At 68.5% G+C, this 25,716-nt stretch carries 24 protein-coding genes, 2 tRNA genes and 1 pseudogene; 16 read left to right on the forward strand and 11 right to left on the reverse strand.

The window, feature by feature from the left end:
- The first annotated feature begins 5 nt into the window (after window positions 1-5).
- Both serA and A5659_RS18810 read left to right on the forward strand, forming a co-directional pair.
- The gene (gene serA, locus A5659_RS18805; protein ID WP_066862054.1) at window positions 6-1,592 is read left to right on the forward strand and encodes a phosphoglycerate dehydrogenase; all 1,587 of its coding nucleotides are present in this window, start codon (window positions 6-8) and stop codon (window positions 1,590-1,592) included.
- A gap of 46 nt (window positions 1,593-1,638) precedes the next feature.
- Window positions 1,639-2,649, forward strand: coding sequence for a 3-isopropylmalate dehydrogenase (locus A5659_RS18810; protein WP_067140024.1), 1,011 nt, complete (start codon window positions 1,639-1,641; stop codon window positions 2,647-2,649).
- Here A5659_RS18810 and A5659_RS18815 read toward each other — a convergent pair.
- Entirely contained in the window at window positions 2,549-3,853 is a 1,305-nt protein-coding gene (locus A5659_RS18815; RefSeq protein WP_066862048.1) for an MFS transporter, read from the reverse strand. The genes A5659_RS18810 and A5659_RS18815 overlap by 101 nt on opposite strands.
- Before the next feature lie 311 nt (window positions 3,854-4,164).
- Here A5659_RS18815 and A5659_RS18820 point away from each other — a divergent pair, with 311 nt between their 5' ends.
- From A5659_RS18820 to A5659_RS18835, 4 genes are all read left to right on the forward strand, one after another.
- Window positions 4,165-4,971, forward strand: coding sequence for a fumarylacetoacetate hydrolase family protein (locus A5659_RS18820; RefSeq protein WP_066862046.1), 807 nt, complete (start codon window positions 4,165-4,167; stop codon window positions 4,969-4,971).
- Window positions 4,968-6,455: a glutamate--tRNA ligase gene (gene gltX / locus A5659_RS18825; protein WP_082976121.1), complete on the forward strand. Its 1,488-nt coding sequence runs from the start codon at window positions 4,968-4,970 to the stop codon at window positions 6,453-6,455. The genes A5659_RS18820 and gltX overlap by 4 nt, the downstream gene beginning before the upstream one ends.
- Before the next feature lie 149 nt (window positions 6,456-6,604).
- Window positions 6,605-6,676 (forward strand) — tRNA-Gln (locus A5659_RS18830).
- Window positions 6,677-6,749: 73 nt separating this feature from the next.
- Window positions 6,750-6,822 (forward strand) — tRNA-Glu (locus tag A5659_RS18835).
- A gap of 12 nt (window positions 6,823-6,834) precedes the next feature.
- On the opposite strand, the gene A5659_RS18840 is transcribed toward A5659_RS18835, so the two are convergent.
- Complete coding sequence (locus tag A5659_RS18840) at window positions 6,835-7,347, reverse strand: pyridoxamine 5'-phosphate oxidase family protein (RefSeq protein ID WP_066862042.1); 513 nt, start codon at window positions 7,345-7,347, stop codon at window positions 6,835-6,837.
- 47 nt (window positions 7,348-7,394) lie between these two features.
- Window positions 7,395-8,096 (reverse strand): IclR family transcriptional regulator, encoded by a 702-nt coding sequence (locus A5659_RS18845; RefSeq protein ID WP_066862039.1) that lies wholly within the window; start codon window positions 8,094-8,096, stop codon window positions 7,395-7,397.
- Window positions 8,097-8,183: 87 nt separating this feature from the next.
- Here A5659_RS18845 and leuC point away from each other — a divergent pair, with 87 nt between their 5' ends.
- The 3 genes from leuC (at window position 8,184) to A5659_RS18860 (ending at window position 11,095) form a co-directional block, all read left to right on the forward strand.
- Entirely contained in the window at window positions 8,184-9,623 is a 1,440-nt protein-coding gene (gene leuC / locus A5659_RS18850) for a 3-isopropylmalate dehydratase large subunit (protein ID WP_066862036.1), read from the forward strand.
- A 26-nt stretch (window positions 9,624-9,649) separates the two neighbouring features.
- The gene (gene leuD / locus A5659_RS18855; protein WP_066862033.1) at window positions 9,650-10,246 is read left to right on the forward strand and encodes a 3-isopropylmalate dehydratase small subunit; all 597 of its coding nucleotides are present in this window, start codon (window positions 9,650-9,652) and stop codon (window positions 10,244-10,246) included.
- A 210-nt stretch (window positions 10,247-10,456) separates the two neighbouring features.
- Window positions 10,457-11,095 carry an HU family DNA-binding protein gene (locus tag A5659_RS18860; RefSeq protein WP_066862023.1) on the forward strand — a complete coding sequence of 213 codons (639 nt, stop codon included), beginning with the start codon at window positions 10,457-10,459 and terminating at the stop codon, window positions 11,093-11,095.
- A 171-nt stretch (window positions 11,096-11,266) separates the two neighbouring features.
- Here the strand turns inward: A5659_RS18860 and A5659_RS18865 are convergent, their stop codons facing one another.
- The 3 genes from A5659_RS18865 to cofC form a co-directional block, all read right to left on the reverse strand.
- Window positions 11,267-12,214: an NUDIX hydrolase gene (locus tag A5659_RS18865; RefSeq protein WP_066862020.1), complete on the reverse strand. Its 948-nt coding sequence runs from the start codon at window positions 12,212-12,214 to the stop codon at window positions 11,267-11,269.
- An 85-nt stretch (window positions 12,215-12,299) separates the two neighbouring features.
- A complete protein-coding gene (locus A5659_RS18870; protein WP_067183374.1) occupies window positions 12,300-14,489 on the reverse strand; it encodes an RNA degradosome polyphosphate kinase in 2,190 nt (729 codons plus the stop codon).
- A gap of 88 nt (window positions 14,490-14,577) precedes the next feature.
- Complete coding sequence (gene cofC, locus A5659_RS18875; protein WP_066862014.1) at window positions 14,578-15,240, reverse strand: 2-phospho-L-lactate guanylyltransferase; 663 nt, start codon at window positions 15,238-15,240, stop codon at window positions 14,578-14,580.
- Window positions 15,241-15,372: 132 nt separating this feature from the next.
- On the opposite strand from cofC, the gene A5659_RS18880 reads away from it, so the two are divergent.
- On the forward strand, window positions 15,373-16,407 hold the full coding sequence (locus tag A5659_RS18880) for an NAD(P)H-dependent glycerol-3-phosphate dehydrogenase (RefSeq protein WP_066862011.1): 1,035 nt from the start codon (window positions 15,373-15,375) through the stop codon (window positions 16,405-16,407).
- A 63-nt stretch (window positions 16,408-16,470) separates the two neighbouring features.
- Complete coding sequence (locus A5659_RS18885) at window positions 16,471-17,580, forward strand: D-alanine--D-alanine ligase family protein (RefSeq protein ID WP_067183377.1); 1,110 nt, start codon at window positions 16,471-16,473, stop codon at window positions 17,578-17,580.
- A 6-nt stretch (window positions 17,581-17,586) separates the two neighbouring features.
- On the opposite strand, the gene A5659_RS18890 is transcribed toward A5659_RS18885, so the two are convergent.
- Window positions 17,587-18,147 carry a DUF3515 domain-containing protein gene (locus A5659_RS18890; protein ID WP_066862009.1) on the reverse strand — a complete coding sequence of 187 codons (561 nt, stop codon included), beginning with the start codon at window positions 18,145-18,147 and terminating at the stop codon, window positions 17,587-17,589.
- Window positions 18,148-18,245: 98 nt separating this feature from the next.
- On the opposite strand from A5659_RS18890, the gene A5659_RS18895 reads away from it, so the two are divergent.
- The 3 genes from A5659_RS18895 to A5659_RS18905 are packed head-to-tail and all read left to right on the forward strand — an operon-like array spanning window position 18,246 to window position 20,877.
- Complete coding sequence (locus tag A5659_RS18895) at window positions 18,246-19,214, forward strand: thiamine-phosphate kinase (RefSeq protein ID WP_067023222.1); 969 nt, start codon at window positions 18,246-18,248, stop codon at window positions 19,212-19,214.
- A 41-nt stretch (window positions 19,215-19,255) separates the two neighbouring features.
- Window positions 19,256-19,939, forward strand: a complete 684-nt coding sequence (locus A5659_RS18900; RefSeq protein WP_067183384.1) for a uracil-DNA glycosylase — start codon at window positions 19,256-19,258, stop codon at window positions 19,937-19,939.
- A gap of 5 nt (window positions 19,940-19,944) precedes the next feature.
- Window positions 19,945-20,877, forward strand: coding sequence for an NADP-dependent oxidoreductase (locus A5659_RS18905; protein ID WP_067183387.1), 933 nt, complete (start codon window positions 19,945-19,947; stop codon window positions 20,875-20,877).
- A gap of 9 nt (window positions 20,878-20,886) precedes the next feature.
- Here A5659_RS18905 and A5659_RS18910 read toward each other — a convergent pair whose 3' ends face one another.
- From A5659_RS18910 to A5659_RS18925, 4 genes are read right to left on the reverse strand one after another with little or no spacing between them, the layout of a single operon-like run.
- The gene (locus A5659_RS18910) at window positions 20,887-21,714 is read right to left on the reverse strand and encodes an oxidoreductase (RefSeq protein WP_066862005.1); all 828 of its coding nucleotides are present in this window, start codon (window positions 21,712-21,714) and stop codon (window positions 20,887-20,889) included.
- Between the two features lies 1 nt (window position 21,715).
- Window positions 21,716-22,960, reverse strand: a complete 1,245-nt coding sequence (locus A5659_RS18915; protein ID WP_067183381.1) for a DUF1214 domain-containing protein — start codon at window positions 22,958-22,960, stop codon at window positions 21,716-21,718.
- Window positions 22,953-24,167 carry a sulfotransferase gene (locus tag A5659_RS18920; protein ID WP_066862001.1) on the reverse strand — a complete coding sequence of 405 codons (1,215 nt, stop codon included), beginning with the start codon at window positions 24,165-24,167 and terminating at the stop codon, window positions 22,953-22,955. Before A5659_RS18920 ends, A5659_RS18915 begins: the two co-directional genes overlap by 8 nt.
- Before the next feature lie 3 nt (window positions 24,168-24,170).
- Window positions 24,171-24,614 carry a nuclear transport factor 2 family protein gene (locus tag A5659_RS18925; protein WP_066861998.1) on the reverse strand — a complete coding sequence of 148 codons (444 nt, stop codon included), beginning with the start codon at window positions 24,612-24,614 and terminating at the stop codon, window positions 24,171-24,173.
- Between the two features lie 94 nt (window positions 24,615-24,708).
- On the opposite strand from A5659_RS18925, the gene A5659_RS18930 reads away from it, so the two are divergent.
- Both A5659_RS18930 and A5659_RS29015 read left to right on the forward strand, forming a co-directional pair.
- Entirely contained in the window at window positions 24,709-25,599 is an 891-nt protein-coding gene (locus A5659_RS18930; RefSeq protein WP_066861996.1) for an SDR family NAD(P)-dependent oxidoreductase, read from the forward strand.
- Window positions 25,527-25,716 (forward strand): annotated as a pseudogene (locus tag A5659_RS29015) (hypothetical protein); the annotation flags it as partial. The gene A5659_RS18930 and the pseudogene A5659_RS29015, both read left to right, overlap by 73 nt.

Genomic DNA, 25,716 nt, shown 5'->3' on the forward strand with positions numbered 1-25,716 from the left:
GCCGGGTGAATCTGCCTGTTGTACTCATTGCCGACAAACTCGCCGAATCAACCGTCGCCGCCCTCGGTGACCAGGTCGAGGTGCGCTGGGTAGACGGCCCCGACCGGGAGAAGCTGCTGGCGGCCGTGCCGGAGGCCGATGCGCTCCTGGTGCGTTCGGCCACCACGGTCGACGCCGAGGTGCTGGCGGCGGCGCCCAAGCTGAAGATCGTCGCCCGCGCCGGGGTGGGTCTGGACAACGTCGACGTCGACGCCGCCACCGAGCGCGGTGTGCTGGTGGTGAACGCGCCGACGTCGAACATCCACAGCGCCGCCGAGCACGCGCTGGCGCTGTTGCTGTCGGCGGCCCGCCAGGTGCCGGCCGCCGACGCCTCACTGCGCGAGCACGCCTGGAAGCGGTCGTCGTTCTCGGGCACCGAGATCTTCGGCAAGACGGTCGGCGTGGTGGGCCTGGGCCGGATCGGGCAGTTGGTCGCCCAGCGGCTCAGCGCCTTCGGGACTCACCTGATCGCCTACGACCCCTACGTGTCGCCGGCCCGGGCCGCGCAGCTGGGCATCGAACTGTTGACGCTGGACGAGCTGCTGGGCCGCGCCGACTTCATCTCGGTGCACCTGCCGAAGACACCCGAGACCGCGGGCCTGATCGACAAGGACGCGCTGGCCAAGACCAAGCCGGGCGTCATCATCGTCAACGCGGCTCGCGGTGGTCTGGTCGACGAGGCGGCGCTGGCCGACGCGGTGCGCAGCGGCCACGTCCGCGCGGCCGGCATCGACGTCTTCTCCAAGGAACCCTGCACCGACAGCCCGCTGTTCGAGCTGCCGCAGGTGGTGGTCACGCCGCATCTGGGGGCATCGACCGAAGAGGCGCAGGACCGGGCCGGCACCGACGTCGCGGCGAGCGTGAAGCTCGCTCTGGCCGGGGAATTCGTCCCCGACGCGGTCAACGTCGGCGGCGGGGTGGTCAATGAGGAGGTGGCGCCCTGGCTGGACCTGGTGCGCAAGCTCGGGTTGCTGGCCGCCACGCTTTCCGACGGCCCGCCGGTCTCCTTGTCGGTGCAGGTGCGCGGCGAGCTCGCCTCCGAAGACGTTGAGGTGCTTAAGCTTTCGGCCCTACGCGGGTTGTTCTCGGCCGTCGTCGAGGGGCCGGTGACGTTCGTCAACGCACCGGCGCTGGCCGAAGAACGCGGCATCACCGCCGAGATCGGCACGGCCTCGGAGAGCCCGAACCACCGCAGCGTGGTCGACGTGCGCGCGGTCGCGCCCGACGGCACCGCCGTTAACGTTGCGGGCACCCTGTCGGGCCCGCAGCTGGTGGAGAAGATCGTGCAGATCAACGGCCGCAACTTCGATCTGCGTGCCCGCGGTATCAACCTGGTGATCAACTATGTCGACCAGCCCGGCGCGCTGGGCAAGATCGGCACCCTGCTCGGTTCGGCCGGGGTGAACATCGAGGCCGCGCAACTCTCCGAGGACGCCGAGGGCCCGAGTGCGACGATCCTGCTGCGTCTGGACCGTGACGTGCCGGGCGACGTGCGGGCCGAAATCGGCGCGGCCGTGGGCGCCAACAAGCTTGAGGTGGTTGATCTTTCGTGAAGCGCGCCAGCGACGATGCAGAGCTTAGCGATGAGGAGCGGCGCCGATGAAGCTTGCCATCATCGAAGGTGACGGCATCGGCCCGGAGGTAGTGGCCGAGGCCGTCAAGGTCCTCGACGCGGTGCTGCCCGGGGTGGACAAGACGAGCTACGACCTGGGCGCGCGCCGATACCACGCCACCGGCGAGCTACTGCCGGACTCCGTCGTCGACGAGCTGCGCGGGCATGACGCCATCCTGCTCGGGGCCATCGGTGACCCATCGGTGCCCAGCGGCGTGCTGGAGCGAGGCTTGTTGCTGCGCCTGCGTTTCGAGCTCGACCATCACATCAACCTGCGCCCGGGCCGGCTCTATCCGGGCGTGAACAGCCCGTTGGCCGGCAACCCCGAGATCGACTTCGTGGTGGTGCGCGAGGGAACCGAAGGGCCCTACACCGGCACCGGCGGCGCCATCCGCGTCGGAACGCCCAACGAAGTCGCCACCGAGGTAAGCCAGAACACGGCATTCGGTGTGCGCCGCGTGGTGGCCGATGCGTTCGAACGGGCGCAGCGGCGCCGAAAGCATTTGACGCTGGTGCACAAAACCAACGTGCTGACCTTCGCCGGCAAGCTGTGGTCGCGCATCGTGGCCGAGGTGGGCCAGGACTATCCCGACGTCGAAGTGGCCTACCAACACATCGACGCCGCGACCATCTTCATGGTCACCGACCCCGGTCGCTTCGACGTGATCGTCACCGACAACCTGTTCGGCGACATCATCACCGACCTGTCGGCAGCGGTGTGCGGCGGAATTGGCTTGGCCGCCAGTGGAAATATCGACGGCACCCGAACCAACCCGTCGATGTTCGAGCCCGTCCATGGCAGCGCGCCGGACATCGCCGGCCAGGGCATCGCCGATCCGACCGCCGCCATCATGTCGGTGGCGCTGCTGCTGGCCCACCTCGGCGAGGACGCCGCGGCTAAGCGGGTGGACCGGGCCGTCGAGCAATATCTGGCAACGCGTGGGAACGAACGGCGCGCCACCACCGAAGTCGGCGAACGGATTGCCGCCGGGCTCTAGTCTCCAACCCGGGCGGCAGCAATCGCGTGGGCACCAAAGGCATTGCCGCCAGGGGGAACAGCGCGCACAGCACCCATGCCGGCGGATACTTCGCGGCCGAGATCAAGGCACCGAACAGCGGGGGACCGGCGGCCGCCATCATCCGCTGGGTGGTGTTCTGGATGCCCAGGGCCCGACCGCTCCAGTACGGCCCGGCGAATTCGGTGATGGCGGTGGCTTCCAGCCCGTTGTCGAGCACCGCGATCACCGAGATGGCGACCATCAGCACCGACTGCCACCGGGTGTTCATGTAATCGGCCCACGCCAGCAGCAGCAGGGTCAGCACGGCGGCGGCCGCGATGTAGCGCACCGGCCGCATGCGCGAGCCCAGCCGATCCGACCAGCGGCCCACGGCCACCCGGCCGGCCGCGCCGAGCAGCTGCGACAGGGTGACCAACGCGCCGGCGGCCGCGACCGACCAGTGCAGATTTCGGATCAGCCACACCAGCATGAACGTCACGGTGACCGTCTGCGGCATCATCATCAGCCCGGCCACCGCGTGAATTCGCCACAGCGTCAACGATCCTCGGTATGGGCTGGCCAGTTCCTGATCGCTCGCGCTGGCGCGGGGCTTGCGCGGCGGGTCGACGATGCCGACCACGCTCACGATCGCCCCGAGCGCACACGCCAGCGCGGTGAACCGCAGGCCGGCCTGCGGCCCGTGTTCGGCGAGCTCGGGAATTATCATCGCGCCCAAGGCGATTCCCAGGGGTTGGGCGGTCTGGCGGATGCCCATGGCCAGCCCGCGCTGATGTGGCGGGAACCACGCGGACACCAGCCGCCCGCCGGCCGTGTTGCAGCTGGCCGCGGCCATGCCGCCGAGAAACAGATAGACGGCGATCAGCACCATCGAATGCGCCGACGCGGCGGCGTAGGCCGCTATCGCGGTAAGGGCCGAGCCGGTGGCCATCACCACCCGTTCGCCGACCCGGTCCAGCACGTACCCCCAGAGCACCAGCGTGACCACCATGCCCCAGCTGGGCATCGAGGCCAGCAGGCCCGCCTCGTCGAGCCGGATCCCGCGCGCGCCTTGCAGCGACGGGATGAGGAACGCGACGCCGTTGATGAAGAGGAACGAACTCGCCGTCGCCAGCAGCGAAACGATCATGATCGACCAGCGCGCGGCCGTGCCGATTTCGGGCGTCGCGGCGGGCTCGGTCTGCATTCCCCATGCTTGCATACCGGCGGGAATTTTAGGGGTAGGACTTGTGCCGTTGCTCGCCATTGGTGGCCAAGTTGCGGGCCCGATGGTGACGCTCCTCCTCGGGCCGTCCCGGCCCGCATCGTCGCCAGATTGGGCTCGATCGTGACGGCCCGCCACGCCCGGCTTCGCCGCGCTCGCGACCCTCACTGGGCCGGATGGTGCGGGCCCGCCACGCCCGGCTTCGCCGCGCTCGCGACCCTCACTAGGCCGGATGGTGCGGGCCCGCCACGCCCGGCTTCGCCGCGCTCGCGACCCTCACTAGGCTCAACCGAATGCGCCTTGGTCGAATCGCCAGCCCGGACGGTGTCGCCTTCGTCAGTATCGAGGGTGATCTCAACGACCCCGCCGAGATGATCGCGCGGGAGATCGCCGAACATCCATTCGGCACGCCCAACTTCACCGGCCGGTCATGGCCGCTGGCCGACGTTCGGCTGCTCGCCCCGATACTGGCCAGCAAGGTGGTGTGCATCGGAAAGAACTACACCGATCACATCGCCGAGATGAAGGAGATGACCGGCCCCGCCCCGGTGGACCCGGTGATCTTCCTCAAGCCCAACACCGCGATCATCGGGCCCAACGTGCCGATTCGGTTGCCCGCCAACGCTTCACCGGTGCACTTCGAGGGCGAGCTGGCGGTGGTGATCGGCCGGCCCTGCAAGGACGTCTCGGCCGCCCAGGCCGCGGAGAACATCCTCGGCTACACCATCGGCAACGACGTGTCGGCGCGCGATCAACAAAAATCCGACGGCCAGTGGACCCGGGCCAAGGGGCATGACACCTTCTGCCCGGTCGGCCCCTGGATCGTCACCGACCTCAAACCGCTCGACCCGGGCGATCTGGAATTGCGTACCGAGGTCAACGGCGAGGTCAAGCAGCACAGCCGTACCTCGCTGCTGATCCACGACATCGGCTCCATCGTCGAGTGGATCTCGGCCGTGATGACCCTGCTGCCCGGGGACATCATCCTCACCGGGACGCCGGCCGGTGTCGGCCCCATCGAGGACGGTGACACCGTCTCGATCACCATCGAGGGTATCGGCACCCTCACCAATCCCGTGGTCCGCAAAGGAAAATCGTGACTGCACCCGCACAAGCGCACCCGGTCCGGGTCCGATTCTGTCCCTCGCCCACCGGCACCCCGCACGTCGGCATGGTCCGCACGGCGCTGTTCAACTGGGCCTACGCCCGACACACCGGGGGCACCTTCGTCTTTCGCATCGAGGACACCGACGCGCAGCGCGACAGCGAGGAAAGCTATCTGGCGCTGCTCGACGCGCTGCGCTGGCTGGGCCTGGATTGGGACGAGGGGCCCGAGATGGGCGGACCCTACGGCCCTTACCGACAATCGTTGCGCCGTGAGATCTATCACGATGTGGTGGCCAAGCTGCTCGAAACGGGCGAAGCCTACTACGCCTTTTCCACGCCGGAGGAGGTCGAGGCGCGCCATGTCGCCGCGGGCCGTAATCCCAAGCTGGGCTACGACAATTTCGACCGCCAGCTGACCGATTCCCAGCGCGCCGCGTTCCTGGCGGAGGGCCGCAAGCCGGTGGTCCGGTTGCGGATGCCCGATCAGGATTTCAGCTGGGACGACCTGGTGCGCGGGACCACCACTTTCGCGGCCGGCACCCTGCCCGACTTCGCGTTGACCCGCGCCAACGGAGAACCGTTGTACACCTTGGTGAACCCGGTCGACGACGCGCTGATGAAGATCACCCACGTGCTGCGCGGTGAGGATCTGCTGCCGTCGACCCCGCGGCAGCTGGCGCTGTATCAGGCGCTGATCCGGATCGGTGTGGCCGAGCGCACACCGCAGTTCGCCCACCTGCCAACGGTATTGGGGGAGGGAACGAAAAAACTCTCCAAGCGCGACCCGCAGTCCAACCTGTTCGCCCACCGCGACCGGGGCTTCATCCCCGAAGGCCTGCTCAACTATCTCGCCTTGCTCGGCTGGGCCATCGCCGACGACCACGACGTGTTCAGCCTCGAGGAGATGGTCGCCGCCTTCGATGTGGTCAACGTCAACTCCAATCCCGCCCGCTTCGACCAGAAGAAGGCCGACGCGCTCAACGCCGAGCACATTCGGCTGCTCACGGTCGACGACTTCACCGCCAGGCTGCGCGCCTATCTCGACACTCACGGTCATCGCCTCGGACTGGACGACGCCGCCTTCGCCACCGCCGCCGAGTTGGTGCAGACCCGGATCGTGGTGCTCGGCGACGCCTGGGACCTGCTGAGGTTCCTGAACGACGACGAGTACGCGATCGACCCCAAGGCGGCCGCCAAAGAACTCGGACCCGACGGCGCCGCGGTGCTGGACGCGGCGCTGGCCGCCCTGGACGGCGTGGCGGACTGGACGGCGCCGGAGCTCGAAGCCGCGCTCAAGGCAGCCCTCATCGACGGACTGGGGCTCAAACCGCGCAAGGCGTTTGGTCCGATCCGGGTGGGGGCCACCGGGACGACGATCAGCCCGCCGTTGTTCGAGTCACTGGAGCTGCTTGGCCGCGACCGCAGCCTGGCGCGGCTGCGGGCGGCGCGTGAGACGGCTGGGCGGGACCCCGGCTGAGCGAGGACGACTGCGCGTGCGCAGTGCCCGGCCAGACTTTGGTAGTCTGCACTGCGGTTTACGAAAGCCGACGACGGCTGGCGGCGGCGGACTACACAGAGCTCATGAACGTCCGCAATCGACGCTGACCAGCGGTTTTAGGCGGCCAATGGGGTATGGTGTAATTGGCAACACAGCTGATTCTGGTTCAGCCATTCTAGGTTCGAGTCCTGGTACCCCAGCAAAACTCACTCCGCCTCAAGCGATTAGGTGGGCTTAGCGGCGTGAGCTATGCTGACTGCTCGGATCGTTTCTGGCCCCGTCGTCTAGCGGCCTAGGACGCCGCCCTCTCACGGCGGTAGCGTGGGTTCGAATCCCATCGGGGCTACAAATATCGCAGCTACTGGTCGGTCCCCAAGACCGCCGGTGCTGTCGATCCACCCACCGGCATGGCCGGCAATCCGAGTTTGCGGTGATCCCACGAGCGTGCCCGCCGGGCCACGATGCGAACACAGACCCGCTTGTTCATCATCTGCTCCACGAACGGCTTCATGTCGTCGGTGTAGGGACCGGTGTAGCGCTCCCAGACGCTGACGCCCACGCGGTGTGAGACGTCGGGATCGTCGACGATTTCGGCGACGCCCTCGAAGGACACCCCGCGCAGTGTGTCGTAGGTGTGGCCGTCCTCGATCAGAAAGCTCACCCGCGGGTCGCGCTTGAGGTTGACGGCCTTTTGCGACTTGACCTTGGTCTCCAGCCAGATCTCGCCGTCGACGACGGCGTACCACATGGCGGTCAGGTGGGGCTGGCCGTCGGCGCCGATGGTGGCCAGGGTGCCGGTGCGGCTGTTGACGACGAAATCGGCGATCTCGTCTTCGGACATGACGATGCTCGCGCGCTGATTGGTTCCCATGGCGGTCAGTCTGTCAGGCCGGGCGCCATCCGCTGTGCGCTGGTGGCTCAGAGGCGACGGGTGAGCGCCTCGGCGGCGGACAGCAGATCGGCCGCCCAGCGGGCCCCCGGGCGCCGGCCGATCCGGTCGATGGGCCCCGACACCGAGATGGCCGCGACGACGGCGCCGCGGCTGTCACGCACTGGCGCCGACACACTCGCCACCCCCGGCTCGCGCTCGGCCACGCTCTGGGCCCAGCCGCGCCGGCGCACTTCGGCCAGCGTGCGTTCGGTGAATTTCGCCGTCGCGAGCACCGCTTTCTGGGTGGCCGCGTCGCTATGGGCCAGTAGCACTTTCGCCCCCGACCCGGCCGTCATCGGCAGTCGCGCCCCGATCGGAACCGTATCGCGAAGGCCGGCAGCGGGTTCCAGCGCGGCCACGCACACCCGGTCGGTGCCCTCGCGGCGGTACAGCTGCACGCTTTCGCCCGTGGTCTCGCGCAACAGCGGCAGCACCGCGTTGCTGGCGGCCAGCAGCGGATCGTTGACATGGGCCGCGAGTTCGGTGACGGCCGGGCCGAGCAGCCAGCGTCCTTCGTCGTCGCGCGCCAGCAGGCGGTGGACTTCAAGGGCGGCCGCCAGCCGGTATGCCGTGGCGCGGGGCAACGAGGTGCGCTCACACAGTTCGGCCAACCCACAGGGTGATTGAGAGACCGTGTGCAGCAGACCCACGGCTTTGTCCAGGACGCCGATACCGCTATGCTGTCTCATAAGAAGATACTAGCGTCTCGCATTCTGAGATCCCAGCCCGGATGATCGGCGAGGCCGCTACTCGAGGCGAATTGAGGCGAGTCCGATATGGGAACCGATCAAGGGGCGGCGGCGGCCGCCACCAAACCGCGCACTCTGGCCGAAAAAGTCTGGGAAGACCACGTTGTGGTGTCCGGTGGTTCCAGCGAGCCCGACTTGATCTACATCGATCTGCACCTGGTGCACGAAGTCACCAGCCCGCAGGCCTTCGACGGCCTGCGCCTGGCCGGCCGGCCGGTCCGCCGTCCCGATTTGACGCTGGCGACCGAGGATCACAACGTCCCGACCATCGATATCGACAAGCCGATTGCCGACCCGGTGTCGCGCACCCAGGTCGAGACATTGCGGCGAAATTGTGCCGAATTCGGTGTGCGGCTATATCCCATGGGCAATGTCGAGCAGGGCATCGTGCATGTGGTCGGGCCGCAGCTGGGCCTCACCCAGCCGGGAATGACGATCGTCTGTGGGGACAGTCACACGTCGACCCACGGCGCATTCGGCGCACTGGCCATGGGAATTGGCACCTCGGAGGTCGAGCATGTGCTGGCCACCCAGACGTTGCCGCTGCGGCCGTTCAAGACGATGGCGGTCAATGTCGATGGGCAGCTGCCCGCCGGCGTAACGGCCAAGGACATCATTCTGGCCCTGATCGCCAAGATCGGTACCGGCGGTGGACAGGGGCACGTCATCGAATATCGCGGCAGCGCCATCGAATCGCTGTCGATGGAGGGCCGGATGACCGTCTGCAATATGAGCATCGAAGCCGGTGCCCGGGCGGGAATGGTGGCTCCGGACAACACCACATTCGATTTCCTGCGTGACCGTCCGCACGCGCCGCAAGGTGCGCAATGGGATGCGGCGATGCGCTATTGGGAGCAGCTGCACACCGACCCCGGCGCGGAATTCGACACCGAGGTCTACCTCGACGCCGCGTCGCTGAGCCCGTTCGTGACGTGGGGGACGAACCCCGGCCAGGGCGTGCCGCTGGCCGATGCGGTGCCGGATCCCGAGCTGATGACCGACGACGGGCAGCGCCAGGCGGCCGAGAAAGCGTTGGCATACATGGACCTTCGGCCCGGCACGCCGATGCGTGACATCGCCGTCGACACGGTGTTCGTGGGCTCTTGTACCAACGGTCGTATCGAAGACTTGCGCGTCGTCGCCGACGTGCTGCGCGGTCGCAAGGTCGCGCCCGGGGTGCGGATGCTCGTCGTGCCGGGCTCGATGCGGGTGCGGGCCCAGGCCGAAGCCGAAGGGCTGGGCGAGGTTTTCACCGCCGCGGGCGCCGAATGGCGCCAAGCGGGCTGCTCGATGTGCCTGGGGATGAATCCCGACCAGCTTGCGCCGGGGGAGCGGTGCGCGGCGACGTCCAACCGCAACTTCGAAGGGCGCCAGGGTAAAGGCGGCCGCACGCATTTGGTGTCGCCGGCCGTTGCTGCCGCGACGGCGGTTCGCGGCACATTGTCCGCTCCAGCCGATTTGAGCTGACGTATCCGACTGCGAAGGGATTGAGCATGGAAGCTTTTCACACCCACACCGGTATCGGTGTGCCGCTGCGGCGCTCCAATGTCGACACGGATCAGATCATTCCGGCGGTGTATTTGAAGCGCGTCACCCGAACCGGTTTCGAGGACGGCTTGTTCGCCAGCTGGCGGTCGGATCCGTCATTCGTGCTAAACCTCAGCCCCTTTGACCGGGGGTCAGTGCTAGTGGCCGGACCCGATTTCGGGACGGGGTCCTCACGCGAGCATGCGGTGTGGGCGCTGATGGACTACGGGTTCCGGGTGGTCATCTCGTCTCGATTCGGTGACATTTTCCGGGGCAACGCCGGCAAGGCCGGGCTGCTGGCGGCCGAAGTTTCCCAGGACGGGGTGGAGCTGCTCTGGAAGCTCATCGAGGGAAGCCCGGGCTTGGAAATCACTGTCAATCTTCAAGATCGAAATATCACCGCGGGAACGACGGTGCTGCCGTTCAAGATTGACGACCACACCGCTTGGCGATTGCTCGAGGGGCTCGACGATATAGCCCTTACGCTGCGGAAACTCGACGATATCGAGTCATTCGAGAAGGCTTACCCGGAGTGGAAACCGCGCACTGTGCCCACCTCCTGAACGGTCGGCCGCGGCCGATTTTCTGCTTGATCGGCTAACTAAACCGAGCCGATTTTTACGGCCGCCACCGGTCAAGGGCGGCAACCGGATTGCGAAAACGGCGGACGCCTTGCCGTGAAATTGCGCGTGGCTCTTGGAAATTTGCTGGGTGAGGGTTTACCGTGTCCACTAGTCGGTTCAAATCGAGGACCACTAGTGTCGGAGGGATTGATGAACAAGGCAGAGCTCATTGATGTGCTCACAACTAAATTGAACACGGACCGTCGACAGGCGACCGCCGCGGTCGAGAACGTTGTCGACACCATTGTGCGTGCGGTACACAAGGGCGACAGCGTCACCATCACCGGGTTCGGCGTTTTCGAACAGCGGCGCCGCGCAGCGCGGGTTGCCCGCAACCCGCGGACCGGTGAGACGGTGAAGGTTAAGCCGACGTCCGTCCCGGCGTTCCGCCCCGGTGCCCAATTCAAAGCGGTTGTGTCTGGCGCACAGCGCCTCCCGTCGGACGGCCCGGCCGTCAAGCGCGGTGTGGTAGCCGGTGGTGGCGCGGCCAAGAAGACCGCCGCGAAGAAGGCTCCGGCCAAGAAGGCTGCGGCCAAGAAGGCTCCGGCCAAGAAGACCGCGGCCAAGAAGGCTCCGGCCCGCAAGGCCGCAACCAAGGCTCCGGCCAAGAAGGCCGCGACCAAGGCCCCGGCCAAGAAGGCCGCGACCAAGGCTCCGGCCAAGAAGGCCGCGACCAAGGCTCCGGCCAAGAAGGCGGCGAGCAAGGCTCCGGCCAAGAAGGCGGCGAGCAAGGCTCCGGCCAAGAAGGCCGCGGCCAAGAAGACGACCGCGCGCCGCGGTCGCAAGTAAGCGGAGTCAAGTTCTAGACACGAGTACCCTTCGGGCGGCAGCGGTGCCCCCGAAGGGTATTCGTGCGCTTAGCGGCGGGCCGCCGCCATCACGCTGCGGCGGTCGCAAGCGCGGCGAAGCCGGGTGCGGCGGGCCGCCGCCATCACGCTGCGGCGGGCCGCCGCCATCACGCTAGGCCCGGACGTTGGCGGCCAGCGCGCCACCGATGTGGTCGGCGGCCACCAACTTCCCGCCAGACAGTGACAGCACCCAGGTGCTGCCCTTGTGGTTGCGCGATTTGTCGGGCCGCACGCCGTCGCGCTCACACCACCACGCGATCAGGTCCGGAATCACCTTGCCCTGAGTGCAGACAACCGCCGTGCCGTGCTGCTCGGCGATATCGAGCATTCGGTGGCGGCCGCGTTTCGCATTCTTGGCGTAGGCCTCTTCGGTGAGGGTGGGCTCGTTGTGTACGGGCACGCCCAACTCTTCGGCAAGCGGTTCCACGGTCTGGTGGCAGCGCACGCGGTCGGCCGCATACACCTGCGACGCCCCGAAGGCGAGCAGCTGCGGAACCAGCGCCTCGGCCTGCGCGCGTCCGCGTTTGTCCAGCGGCCGCTTGGCGTCATCGCCGGAGAAGCGCGATTTGCGCCCGGCCGTGCCATGCCGGACCACCAATAAGGTATGGGTGTCCGCGGGCTTTTTGTTGAAGTGGCGCAACACTTTTCGATCCTGCGCATAGTCGAGCTTCTGCATCGCCTCGGCGATGGGCAGCCACACCAACCCGTCCACCTCGTGGCCGGGCACGAACTCGCCGCCGGTGGCGCGCGCGGCCCAATAGAAGACCTTTTTGACGCCCGCCTCGATCGGATAGCTGACCAGGTTCAGCCGCCGGCCGAGGATCGCGTGCTGGCCCGTCTCCTCCTGCACCTCGCGCACGGCGGCCACCGGGGCCGTCTCGCCGGGGTCCACCTTGCCCTTGGGCAGTGACCAGTCGTCATACCGCGGCCGGTGGATGACGGCGATCTCGATGTCGTGGTCGGCGGCGTCGGCATCGCCGGGTCGCCACAGCACCGCGCCGGCGGCATAGACCACTCGGCTTCCCGAGCGCCGATCGGTGGACGAGTTATGGGTCGGCACCTCAACTCCTGCAGATCAATTCACCTCAGGGCCGCACGCAACGAGGTGCGGCCCGAAAGAACAACTCGGAAATCACCGCACAGAGCTAGGGACTGCGATGGCGCTCCATCAACGATACTTGGTGGTCGCGCACGGTATGGCCTTCTTGTGGCGCCGGGGTCCACTGCCCGTCGGGTCCCAGTTCCCAGCACCGGGTGGACGGATCCAGTGCGGATTCGAACAATTCGTCCAGCTGCCCGGTGAGCTTGGGATCCTTCACCTGCACCAGCACCTCCACGCGCCGATCGAGGTTGCGGTGCATCATGTCGGCGCTGCCGATCCAGAATTCGTTGATGTTGCGGAAATGGATGATCCGCGAATGCTCCAGGAAGCGGCCGAGAATGGAGCGCACGACGATGTTTTCGGAGAAGCCCTCGGCGCCCGGGCGCAACGCGCAGATGCCGCGCACCACGACCTCGACCCGCACTCCGGCCTGCGATGCCCGGTAGAGCGCATCGATCACCTGCTCGTCCACCAACGCGTTCATCTTCAGACGAATTCGCCCGTCACCTCGTTCGCGGTGCGCGGCGATCTCGCGTTCGACGCGTTCGATGATGCCGGTGCGAATTCCGTGCGGCGCCACCAGCAGGTTGCGGTAGCCGACCTTACGCGAATAGCCGGTAAGCGAATTGAACAAATCGGTGAGGTCCGCACCGATATCCGGGCTCGCCGTCAGCAGGCCGACATCCTCATAGAGGCGGGCGGTCTTGCTGTTGTAGTTGCCGGTTCCGATATGGCAGTACCGCCGGATCGCCGATCCTTCGCGGCGCACCACCAGGCACGTCTTGCAGTGCGTCTTGAGCCCGACGAGGCCGTAGACCACGTGCACGCCCGCCTGCTCGAGTGCGCGCGCCCAACGGATGTTGGCCTGTTCGTCGAAGCGCGCCTTGATTTCGACGAGCGCCACGGCCTGCTTTCCGGCCTCGGCCGCTTCGATCAGCGCCCGCACGATCGGTGAGTCCCCGGAGGTGCGGTACAGCGTTTGTTTGATCGCCAGCACATTGGGGTCCGCGGCGGCCTGCTGAATGAAGCGCTGCACGCTGGTGGAGAAGGAGTCGTAGGGGTGGTGCACCAGGACGTCGCCCTCGCGCAGCGTCGCGAAGATGCTCTTGGGGGATTCGCGATCGGCGAAGGCGGGGTGGGTGTCCGGGACGAACGCGGGGTCCTTGAGCGCCGGCCGGTCCAGTCCGTAGATCTGCCACAGCGACGAAAGATCCAGCAGCCCGGGCACTTCGATGACGTCACCGGGGTGCACGTCGAGTTCGCGCAACAACAGCTCCAGCATGCCCTCGGTCATGTCGTCGGCGATCTCGAGTCGCACCGGCGGCCCGAACCGCCGGCGCGCCAATTCCCGTTCCAGCGCCTGCAGCAGATCCTCGTCGCGGTCCTCCTCGACTTCCATGTCGGCGTTGCGGGTGATTCGGAAGGCGTGATGCTCCACGATTTCCATGCCCGGGAACAGAAGAGGAAGGAAGGCCGCGATCAGTTCTTCGGTCGGCAGGTACCGGACGATGGCCCGTCCGGAGCCGTCGGCATTGTCGATGGCGGCCAATTCGACGAAGCGATCGACGTTGTTGGGCACCTTGACTCGGGCGAAGTGCTGGCCGCCGTCCTCGGGCTGACGCACCATCACCGCCAGGTTCAGGCTCAGCCCGCTGACGAACGGGAACGGGTGCGCCGGGTCGACGGCCAGCGGCGTCAGGACGGGGAAGACCTGTTCGGTGAAATAAGTCGACAATTCGTCGCGCTCGGCCTGATCGAGGTCGGCCCACGTGACGATGTGGATGCCTTCCTCGGCAAGCGCCGGCCGCACCGAATCCAGGAACACTCGCGCGTGCCGGGTCGCGATCCGCTGAGTCTGTTCTCCGATGAGGGCGAGTTGCTTGCGCGGCGTCAAACCGTCGGCCGAGCGGACCGACAAGCCCATCTCGTCACGGCGTTTGAGGCCGGCGACGCGCACCATATAGAACTCGTCGAGGTTGGAGGCGAAGATCGCCAGGAACTTGGCGCGTTCCAGCAACGGCAACGAGTTGTCGGCGGCCAGCGCCAGCACGCGGGCGTTGAAATCCAGCCAGCTCAGTTCCCGGTTGAGGTAACGGTCGTCCGGCAGATCGGTCAGCGCGGCCTGGGTCGCAGCCGGTGGTGCTGCCACGGCCGAGTCGCCCGAATGCCACAAGTTCTCGTCGGGTGGCGCCTCAGCTTCGATTTCAGTCACCCTGCGATCATTGCTCATCACGCGTGGGTGCTGCTAGCGCTCCCGGGACATCCATTCGCCGTTGGGACGACGTTCACCCGTCGGACAGATATACGCGCGGCGATCGAAATCAGTGCGTCGCGATGGCGCGCGCGGTCGCTGCCCCCACCCCGAGGCGACGGGCGGCGGCGAGGTCGCTGGGGGTGTCGACGTCACACCGCAGGCCCGGCCAGGCGCCGGTCAGCTCGATCGCACCCGAACTGCGGTGCCGCGCCGAGGAATCGGCGCCGAATCGCGGGTCGAGCGGGCTTCCGAACGCGAACAGCGCCGCCGTGCCGGTGGCCAGCCGGTCGGCGACGAAGCTGCGCCGGTGCTGGCGCGCGGCGGCGATCGCCTCGTTCAGCTCCTGAGTCTGCAACGCGGGTAAATCACCTTGCAGCGCAACGACATTGGCGAAGGAGCCGCCCACCGCGCGTTCGGCGGTGGCGATCGCGTTGTTCAGCGGATCGGGGTGACCCTCGGGTGTGGGATCAACCAGCACGTCGGCGCCCAGCTCGGCGGCGGCGGCGGCCGCCGCGTCGTCGGGCGTGATCACGGTGATCGAGCCCAGCGCTCGGACGCGCCCGGCGGCGGTCAGGGTGTCCGCCAGCATGGCGAGCACCACGCTTTCCCGGGTGCGCGCCGAGAAGACCGGGGCCAACCGGGTCTTGGCCGCGGCCAACCTCTTGACGGCGATGATCAGGGCGACGTCGCCCGCGCCGTTGGCCGAACCGTCGGCTCGTATGCCGCTCATGAGATGCCATCCTGCCAGCGACGCCCCGCCGCCGGGACATGCTGGCAGGCGTGACGCCCGGTCCGTCGCTGATCTAGGGTGTAGCGGCTGCAAGTGCCGCGTGAGCTACACCGACCACGGACAGGGGGGTACATGACCAGCACATCGTCGGGTGCCGTGGCGGTCATGGGTGCCGGGGCGTGGGGCACGGCGCTGGCCAAGGTGCTGGTCGAGGCGGGGGGGCCGGAAGCGGCGGTCACGCTGTGGGCCCGCAGACCCGAGATCGCCGAACAGATCAACACCACCCGCTACAACCCCGACTACCTGCCCGGCACGTTGCTGCCGCCGGGCATCCGCGCCACCGCCGACCCCGCCGAGGCCCTGCGCGACGCGTCCACGGTGCTGCTCGGCGTGCCGGCGCAGACCATGCGCAGCAACCTCGAGCGCTGGGCGCCGCTGATTCGTCAGGGCGCGACGCTGGTGAGCCTGGCCAAGGGCATCGAACTGGGCACGCTGATGCGGATGAGTCAGGTGATCGTCTCGGTCACCGGCGTCGACCCGGCTCAGGTCGCGGTGATCTCGGGGCCGAACCTGGCCAGCGAGATCGCCGCATCCCAGCCCGCCGCCACCGTGGTCGCGTGCAGCGACTCGGGTCGGGCCGTCGCCCTGCAGCGCATGCTGAACAGCGGATACTTCCGCCCCTATACCAACAGCGATGTGGTCGGCACCGAGGTCGGCGGGGCCTGCAAGAACGTCATCGCGCTCGCGTGCGGGATGGCGGTCGGTGTTGGGCTCGGCGAGAACACCACGGCGGCGATCATCACCCGCGGCCTGGCCGAGATCATGCGGCTGGGGATCGCGCTGGGTGCCAAGGGCGCCACACTGGCCGGGCTGGCCGGGGTGGGCGATCTGGTGGCCACCTGCAGCTCACCGCATTCCCGCAACCGTTCGCTGGGCGAGCGGCTCGGCCGGGGAGCGAACATCCAGGCGGTGCTGGGCGGCACCCCCGACGGCGGCGACGGGCACGTCGTCGAGGGCGTGACGTCCTGCGAGTCCGTCCTGGCACTGGCCGCCAGTTACGACGTCGAGATGCCCCTCACCGACGCCGTGCACCGGGTCTGCCACAAGGGCCTGTCGGTCGACGAGGCGATCGCGCTGCTCCTGGGCCGCAGCACCAAGCCCGAGTGAAAAGGCCAGGCGAAGGGCCGCCACCCGACCGGGACGGGTGCCACCCGGTAGCCTCTTGAGATTGTGAATGCCAGCGAGCGGGTGCGCGTCGCCGTCGTCTTCGGCGGGCGCAGCAACGAGCACGCCATCTCGTGCGTCTCGGCGGGCAGCATTCTGCGCAACCTGGATCCGGATCGGTTCGACGTGGTCGCGATCGGCATCACCCCGGAGGGGTCGTGGGTGCTCACCGACGGTGATCCGGCCGCGCTGGCGATCACCGACCGGAGACTGCCCGAGGTGACCGCCGCATCGGGCACCGAACTGGCGCTACCCGCCGATCCCCGGCGCAGCGGCCAGTTGGTGTCCCTGGCGCCCGGCGCCACCGAGGTTTTGGCGTCGGTCGACGTGGTCTTTCCGGTGCTGCACGGCCCCTACGGCGAGGACGGCACGATCCAGGGCCTGCTGGAGCTCGCCGGTGTGCCCTACGTGGGGGCCGGTGTGCTGGCCAGCGCGGCCGGCATGGACAAGGAATTCACCAAGAAGCTGTTCGCCGCCGAGGGATTGCCGGTCGGTGACTACGCGGTGCTGCGCCCGTCGCGTTCGAGGCTGCGCCCCGAGGAGTGCGAGCGGCTGGGCCTGCCGGTCTTCGTCAAACCCGCGCGGGGCGGCTCCTCGATCGGGGTGAGCCGGGTGTCGAGCTGGGATCAGCTGGACGCCGCCGTCGCGGCCGCGCGCCAACATGATCCCAAGGTCATCGTCGAGGCGGCGATCGTCGGCCGGGAGTTGGAGTGCGGCGTACTCGAAATGCCCGGCGGCACAGTCGAAGCCAGCACGCTGGGCGAGATCCGGGTGGCCGGGGTGCGTGGCCGCGAGGATTCGTTCTACGACTTCTCGACCAAATACCTCGATGACGCGGCCGAACTGGATGTGCCCGCCAAGGTGGACGACGAAATCGCCGACGTGATACGGCAATTGGCAGTCCGGGCGTTCAAGGCCATCGATTGTCAGGGGCTGGCCCGGGTGGACTTCTTCCTCACCGAGGACGGGCCGGTGCTCAACGAGATCAACACGATGCCGGGATTCACCACGATCTCGATGTACCCGCGGATGTGGGCGGCCAGCGGCGTGGATTATCCGACGCTGCTGGCGACGATGGTCGAGACGGCATTGGCCCGCGGCGTCGGCCTGCGCTGACTGGCACTAACCGGGCTGGCCGGGGTCGATGGGCGTCGCGGGCATGCTGCGGTCGATCACCTCGGAAATCTGCTGGATCGGTGTCGGGCCCGACCCGGTCGGCAGCGTGAGCGCCACGTAGGCCCCGCGGTCCACCGCGTACCAGGTCGATCTGCCCGCGTCGCCGGCGGACTGCTGTTCGGAACTCACCTGGAACCACTGCACCCGGTCGACGACCTGGATGGGGGCGCCGAGCACGAACTCGGCCGGGCGGTCCAGCCCGCAGCGCAGCACCACCGGGTCGCTGTCCGGGCCGGCGCGCCAGGCGGCGGCGCCCTCGGGCGCCGGCTGCTCGAGGGGCGCGCGCTGGTAATCGCCGAGCCGCTGCGGCAGCGCACCCAGCAACGCGCGGCAGCCGGACCCGTCGGCCTGCGGCGCCGGTACCGCGGCCACCGCGACCGCGCGAGGGGGCGCCTGGCGGGTCGCCGCGATGGCCAGGATCACGCCGATCGTCGCGACGGCCAGCACGATGGCGGCGATGATCAGCGCACGCGGTGGTCCGCCATCGGCTTCCGGTTCGGTTGCCACCGCCGCGCACCTCCCATTTCTGCTCACCACTATCGCCTTCGTTGACCCTTACGCCAATTTATTCTCGGGCCGGTCCGCGCGGCGCCGGGAGCCCTATCGTGGGTGGCGTGCCAGACGAATCGGGCGAGTCCCCGTCGCTGCAACAGCTCGGTGAGTTCGCCGTGATCGATCGCCTGGTGCGGGGCCGCCGGCAGCCCCCCGCGGTCGTGCTCGGGCCCGGAGACGATGCCGCGCTGGTGGCGGCCGGTGATGGGCGCGCCCTGGTGTCGACCGACATGCTGGTGCAGGACCGGCACTTCCGGCTGGACTGGTCGACGCCGCACGACATCGGCCGCAAGGCGATCGCCCAGAACGCCGCGGACATCGAGGCCATGGGCGGGCGGCCGACGGCCTTCGTGGTCGCCTTCGGCGCGCCCGGTGATACGCCGGCGGCGCAGGTGGACGCGCTGGTCGACGGGATGTGGGACGAGGCGCAGCGGGTCGGCGCCGGCATCGCCGGCGGTGACCTGGTGCACTGCCCACAGTGGGTCATCTCGGTGACGGTGCTGGGCGAGTCGGACGGGCGCGCGCCGGTGCGGCGATCCGGCGCGCAGCCCGGTGCAATGATCGCCGTCGCCGGGGACCTGGGCCGCTCGGCGGCCGGACTTTCCCTGTGGCGCAAGGAGATCACGGAGTTCGGCGAGCTGCGGCGCCGGCATCTCGTGCCGGAGCCGCCCTACGGCCAGGGCGCGGTGGCGGCGGCCGCGGGTGCGCAGGCGATGATCGACATCTCCGACGGCCTGATCGCCGACCTGCGCCATGTCGCCGAGGCGTCGGGGGTGGGCATGGATCTGTCGACGGCGGCGCTGGCCGCGGACCGCGATGCGCTGGCCGCGGCCGCAGCCGCCGTGGACGCCGATCCGTGGCACTGGGTGCTCGGCGGCGGCGAGGACCACGCCCTGGTCGCGTGTTTCGCCGGCCCCGCGCCGGCCGGTTGGCGGATCATCGGGCGGGTTCTCGACGGGCCGGCGCGGGTGCTCGTCGATGATCAAGAGTGGAACGGCTACGCCGGCTGGCAGTCGTATTAGGGTGACGCGGTGACCGTTTACGCGATCGCGGAGAGCCGATGATGACCGCGCGTCCGCTGGGGGAACTGGTCGAGCCGGGGTGGGCGAGTGCGCTGGCGCCGGTGGCCGACCAGGTGGCCGGGATGGGGCAGTTCCTGCGGGCCGAGATCGCGGCCGGGCGCAGGTACCTGCCGGCCGGACCGAATGTGTTGCGCGCCTTCACCTATCCCTTCGACGACGTCAGGGTGCTGATCGTCGGGCAGGACCCGTACCCGACGCCCGGACACGCTGTGGGGCTAAGCTTTTCGGTGGCGCCCGACGTGCGGCCGTTGCCACGCAGTCTGGCCAACATCTTTCAGGAGTACACCGCGGACCTGGGCCATCCGCAGCCCTCCTGCGGCGACCTGACGCCCTGGGCGCAGCGCGGCGTGCTACTGCTGAACCGGGTGCTCACGGTGCGGCCCAGCAATCCGGCGTCGCACCGCGGCAAGGGCTGGGAGGCGGTGACCGAATGCGCCATCCGGGCGCTGACCGAGCGGTCGCGGCCCCTGGTGGCGGTCCTGTGGGGCCGCGACGCGTCGACCCTCAAACCCATTCTCGCCCAGGGCAATTGCGTGGCCATCGAGTCACCGCATCCGTCCCCGCTGTCGGCGTCGCGCGGGTTCTTCGGTTCGCGCCCGTTCAGCCGCGCCAACGAATTGCTGACCGGCATGGGCGCCGACGCGATCGACTGGCGCCTGCCATGACCGAGATGACCGCGCTGCGCGCGCACCGGCGGGGCGGCCCGGAGCAGCTGGTGCTCGAACGGGCCCCGCGACCGGTGCCGGCCGCGGGTGAGGTGTTGGTGGCGGTACGCGCGGCCGGGATCACCTTCGACGAGCTGACGTGGGAGGAGACCTGGACCCGCGACGGCGCCAGCCGCCTCCCGGTGATCCCCTCACACGAGGTGTCCGGCGTGGTCGAAGCGGTCGCCGCCGACGTGTCGGATTTCGCGCCGGGCGCCGAGGTGTACGGGTTGATCGGGTTCGACCGTGACGGCGCGGCGGCCGATTTCGTCGCCGTGCCCGCCGCCGACCTGGCGACCAGGCCGTCGACCGTCTCGCACACCGTCGCCGCCGCGCTGCCGCTGGCCGGGCTGACCGCCCTGCAGGCGCTGGTCGACCACGCCGCCGTGCAACCCGGCGAGAGCGTGCTGGTGCACGGCGGTGCCGGGGGAGTGGGCCTGCTGACGGTTCAGCTGGCCGCGCTGCTGGGCGCGCGGGTGACCGCGACCGTGCGCAGCGACACCGCCAACCTGCTGCGCGGGTGCGGCGCGCAGCGGGTGATCGACGTGCGCACCGAGGCGTTCGACGAACCCGGTGCCGGCTACGACGTCGTCATCGACACGGTGGGCGGGCCGACATTGGAGCGGTCGTTCGGCGTGCTGCGCCGCGGTGGCCGGCTGGTCACCCTGTCCGCACCGCCTCCAGAGGGCCGGGCCGAGCAATTCGGTGTCACCGCAACCTTTTTCATCGTCACACCGAACCGGGGCCAGCTCGACGAACTCGCCGCGCTGGTCGACGGCGACCGGTTGCACGTCGCGATCGCCCAGACATTCGCGCTCGACCAGGGCCGTGAGGCGTTCGAAAGCCGCGACCACGGCAGGGGCCGCGCCGGTAAGACGGTCCTCATCGTGCGGGACTGAGTGGCGCCGTCAGTCCGCGAAATTCACGTCCTTCGTGACGGCCTTCCACTCTTCGATCGACGCCGAGAGCGCGGCGAGCTTGTCGCGCATGGCCTTCAGCACGTCACGGCCCAGCAGTAGCCGCAGCGGCGGCTCGTCGAGCGTGGTCACCATCAGCACCGCTTCGGCGACCTTGCGCGGGTCGCCGGGTAGGTGATCGGCGAACTGCTTGATCAGGTCCTTGCGCGCCGCCACGTCGGCGTAGTCGGCGATCGGGCTGCCCGATTCTTTCATCGACCGCGTCGCCCAGTCGGTGCGAAACGCGCCGGGCTCGATCGCGGTCACCTTGATGCCCAGCGGGCGCACCTCGGCGGCCAGCGCCTCGGTCAGAGCCTCGAGCGCGAACTTGGTCGAGGAGTAGTAGGCGTTGGGCGGGTTGGCCACCAGGCCGGTCATCGAGGAGATGTTGATGATGTGTCCCGACCCGCGGGCGCGCATGGCGGGCAGCACCGCCTTGATCATGTCGACGGCCCCGAAGTAGTTGACGTCGAACAGCTTTCGGACCTCGGCGTCCTCACCCTCTTCCACCGAGGACAGGTAGCCGTGGCCGGCGTTGTTGACCAGGACGTCGACCCCGCCAAATGCCTCGTCTGCCGCGGACACCGCCGCCGCGATCTGGGCGGCATCGGTCACGTCGAGGGCGACGGCCACGGCCCGGTCCCCGAATTCGTCGGCGATGTCGGCCACCGCCTCGGCCCGCCGCGCGGTCACCACCACGCTGTGGCCGGCTTGCAGTGCGGCGCGCGCGATTTCGCGCCCGAAGCCCGTGGAGCATCCCGTGATCAGCCAGCGTGACACGTCAGATCGTCCCTTCCGGCAGGCGGCGCAGGTAGGCGTTGCGCCGCTGTGCGAGGTCGGTCGCGCGCTGCTGTTCGCTCACCCGCGGCAGGTGCGGCACCTCGGCGTCGAGCCGGTCCAGCTTGACCACCCGGCCGCGCGCCCCGAGGTCTTCGCGCGGGCCGGACTCACCGAACTCCGCCATCCGCAACGTCAAGATGGCCTCCCGCAGGCCGTCGGAGTCGATCCAGTTCGCCACGCCGGGGTCGACGGGCGAGATCACGAAGGTGTAGCTGCCGTCCTCGTTGGCCACCGACTGCGCCTTGTTGAGGCTGCCGGTTCGGTCGACGAGATTCAGTGTCGTGCCCCAGATGTTGCTCAGCGGCACCGTGAAGTATTCGGCGCCACCGTCATTCAGGTCGACGACGAAGGCCTCGTCGGGGGCGAGGTCGAACCGGCCCATCACATAGACCTGATTGCGCATCGCGCCGACCTTGTCGGCCGACCAGGCGAGATTGAAATGGTTGGCGGGCATCTTGTACACGCCGTGGCTGAGCTTGCCGGTGAAGTTGGCGAAGTAATCCATCATCGCCGCGGTGGCCTCGGCCTGTTCGTCGAGCGTGCGCGCCGGGGCGGCCGGCGGACCGCCAAGGCGTTGCACCTCAACATGATTCGGGTCGTCGAGGTCCCAGTCCAGCAGCACGTCGCGGATGTAGAACTCGTGGGCCTCCGGCGAGGTCTGCACGTGGTTGGGCCGGCCGTTGGCCGGCTCGGAGTCGACGGTGATGGTGTAGCTGCCGTCGGAGTCGACCTGCATGGTGCGGCCGTTGAGGACGGCGACGGTCCCCATGCGCGCATCCCACAGCGTGAAGTAGTTCTCGGTCATCCGGTGCTCGCCGACCCGGCCGTGGATCTCGTAGCGCTCGTCGCCGGAGATCGGGATCACCCGGTACACGCTGTCGGGATTGTCGATGCCCCACCGGGATCCGGGAATGCGACGGCCGTCCACCGGGTGCGCGAGCCGGGTGATGCAACTGACCTTCGGTCGCAGCTTGTCCTGATTGGACGACCACACCGCCGCCGAGAACATCACCTCGGCGAACGCGTCGTCGAACCGTTCGCGCATCGCCTCCGACGCCTTGGCGCGACCGAGCCAGGTCTCGGCGACCGCGCCGTAGGCGGCCTTGACGGTAGGGTGCTCGATCAGGTCGAGGGCCGCCAGCTCCTGCTCGTGCTGGGACGCCGTCGCGACCGGGTGTTCAGGCATGCGCTGTTCCTCCGATTTGCCGTCCGAAACGCTTGTTGTACAACGTGAATCGCTCATCGACCTGCTCGGGACGCAGGCCGTAGGGCTCCAGTCCGTAGGGCGGCCGCGGCACCTCACGGGGACGGTGGGCCAGCCAGCGCCGCATCGCGTCCTCGGCCTGCGCGGTCAGCGGCAGGCCGACGGCGTCGTAGACGCGGGCCACCTGGCCGATCGGGTCGGCCACCGCCTCGTCGAACCCGATGTCGGTGACCACGGCATCCTGATCGGTCCAGCCGTCGCGGATCGCCATCGCCCGGTCATTGGTCCAGCCCATCCGCTCCAGCCATTGCGCACCGACCCGGTGCACGTCGACGGCATCGGCGTGCATCGCGTGCAGGGTCGCGTTCAGGCTGGCCCCCGACGCGATGGTGGTGCGCGGGTCGCGATGCATGTGCACGAGGTGCAGGTCGGGGAACTGGGCACGCAACAGATGCAAATACCCAAGGTGCGCAGGGGATTTGAGCACCCAGCGCCGGCCGTGGGCGCCCCGCTGCCGTTTCTGCCACTGCAGGAACTGCAGCATCCGGTGCAGATAGCCGTAAGCGGGGGAGAAGTCCTGGTCGTCGAGCCAGGACCGGTATCGCGGCAGGTGCGCCCCCGACTCGGGAACGTGCGACAAGAACGCGTCGGCCAAAAAGACGATCTCCTCCTCGGCCTCCCTGGCATACATCGGATGAATCGAGAACAATTCGGGCGCCAGTTCGCGGGATTTCGCTTCGCGCGCTTCGCTGATCGCGATGCGCGGATCGGGCGCGTCGGTGAACCGATGGTCCAGGCGCGGCGCGACCTCGACGACCTCCCAGCCGTAGGCGCAGACGAAGCGCGGGTCGGCGGCCAGCAGCCGCTGCAGCAGCGTGGTGCCGCTGCGCATCATCCCGACGACCACGATCGGCGCGGCCACCCGCTCGTCGAGGATCTCCGGGTGCCGGCGGATCCACTCCTGCGCGCGCAGCCGCATCCGCAGGCTGTGCACGATGCCGGACCGCAGGATGTGCACGCCCTGGGCATTGAGGCCGTTGAGGTCGGTGCGGGCATAGTCGGCCAGCAACATCCGCAGCGCGCCGTCGAATTCGCCTGGGCCCCAATCGCTTAGCTCTTCCTTGCGTTGCGCATCGGCCAGCACGGCGGCCGGGTCGAACGGGCCGTCGGACGCGCTCGCGGATGCCACGGGTCAGAACTTCAGATGCCGGCTGACGTCGCCGACCTGGTCGACGAACATGGTGCGGCTGTCGAAGCGCCAGGCTCCGTCCACGCGGTGGAACGTGTCCTTGTAATGCCCGGTCACGATGACCTGCAGCGGCAACTCATCGGTGGCCTGCGTGACGCAGTAATAGGACGTGCTCTGCGCGGTCCCGGCCGCCTCGTCGATGTAGAGCTGCACATTGGTCGTGTTGTGTTTGGTCTTCGGGGTGCCGTCCTCGTAGATCCGGGTGGCCATGTCATACATCTCCCGCACCCGGGCGGAACCGGCGAACACCGTCTCGGGCGGGCCGTCCTGGATCCCGCAGATGCGGCCGTGCTCGAATAACCGGGCCACGCCGTCCAGGTCGCCGCCGTCGAGAAGCTGCGCATAGGTGTAGATGAGGTTGGTGATCTCGGTGGCGCTGTCACTCATTGTCGAACCGCCTCGGGAGTCTTCCGCTCTGTTCCGCAACAATGTTGGCAGAACCGGTCCAACTTACATAGAACCGACCATTACTCTGATCGCCGTGACCCTACCGTGGACGCCGAGCCGGCTCGGCAACCTGACCGGCAAACGCGTGATCGTGACCGGGGCAACCAACGGCGTCGGGCTCGGCACGGCGCGTGCGCTCGCCAAAGCCGGGGCGCACGTGATCCTGGCGGTGCGCAACACCGAACTCGGGAAGCAACGCGCCACCGAAATGGGTGGGTCGACCGCCGTGGTCAAGCTCGACCTCGCCGACCTGTCGTCGGTGCGTGCCTTCGCGGATCTGATCGACGGGCCGGTCGACATCCTGATCAACAACGCCGGTGCCCTGACCGACCGGCGCACCGAGACGGTCGACGGCTTCGAGATGACACTGGGCACCAACCTGCTCGGACCGTTCGCGCTCACCAATCTGCTGCTGGGAAGGGTGCGTTCGCAGATCATCAACGTCGGCTCCGACGCACACCGGTCGGCGACGCTGCACCTGGACGACCTGCATCTGCGCCGGCACAAGTGGACGAGGCTGGGCGCCTACGCGCAGTCGAAGCTCGCGGTCATGCTGTGGGGCCTGGAGCTGGACCGCAGGCTGCGTGCGGCCGGATCGCCGATCGTCACGCAGCTCACCCACCCGGGGTGGGTGGCCTCCAACCTGTCGAACCTCGGCGACTCACGGCTGATGTCGCTGGCCCACAAAGGGGTCAAGGTGGTGGCCGACCGGCTGGCCAACGACATCGACGAGGGCGCGGCGCCGACGCTGTACTGCATCAGCGAGCCGATCCCGCCGGGCAGTTACGTCGGGGTCAGCGGCAGGTTCGGGCTGCGCGGCGGCCCGGTGCTGATCGGCCGCACGCCGCTGGCCTGCGATTACGACACGGCCGCGCGGCTGGTGACCTTCGCCGAACGCGAGACCGGCACACAACTGGAGGTGTAGTCATGGGCGACTTCGACAACACGGTGGCCGTCATCACCGGCGCCGCGCGCGGCCAGGGCCGCAGCCACGCCGTGGCGCTGGCCGAGCAGGGCGCCGACATCATCGCCGTCGACATCT

The sequence above is a fragment of the Mycobacterium sp. 1165196.3 genome, from assembly GCF_001673415.1.
In the GTDB taxonomy this organism is placed as follows: Bacteria; Actinomycetota; Actinomycetes; order Mycobacteriales; family Mycobacteriaceae; genus Mycobacterium; species Mycobacterium europaeum_A.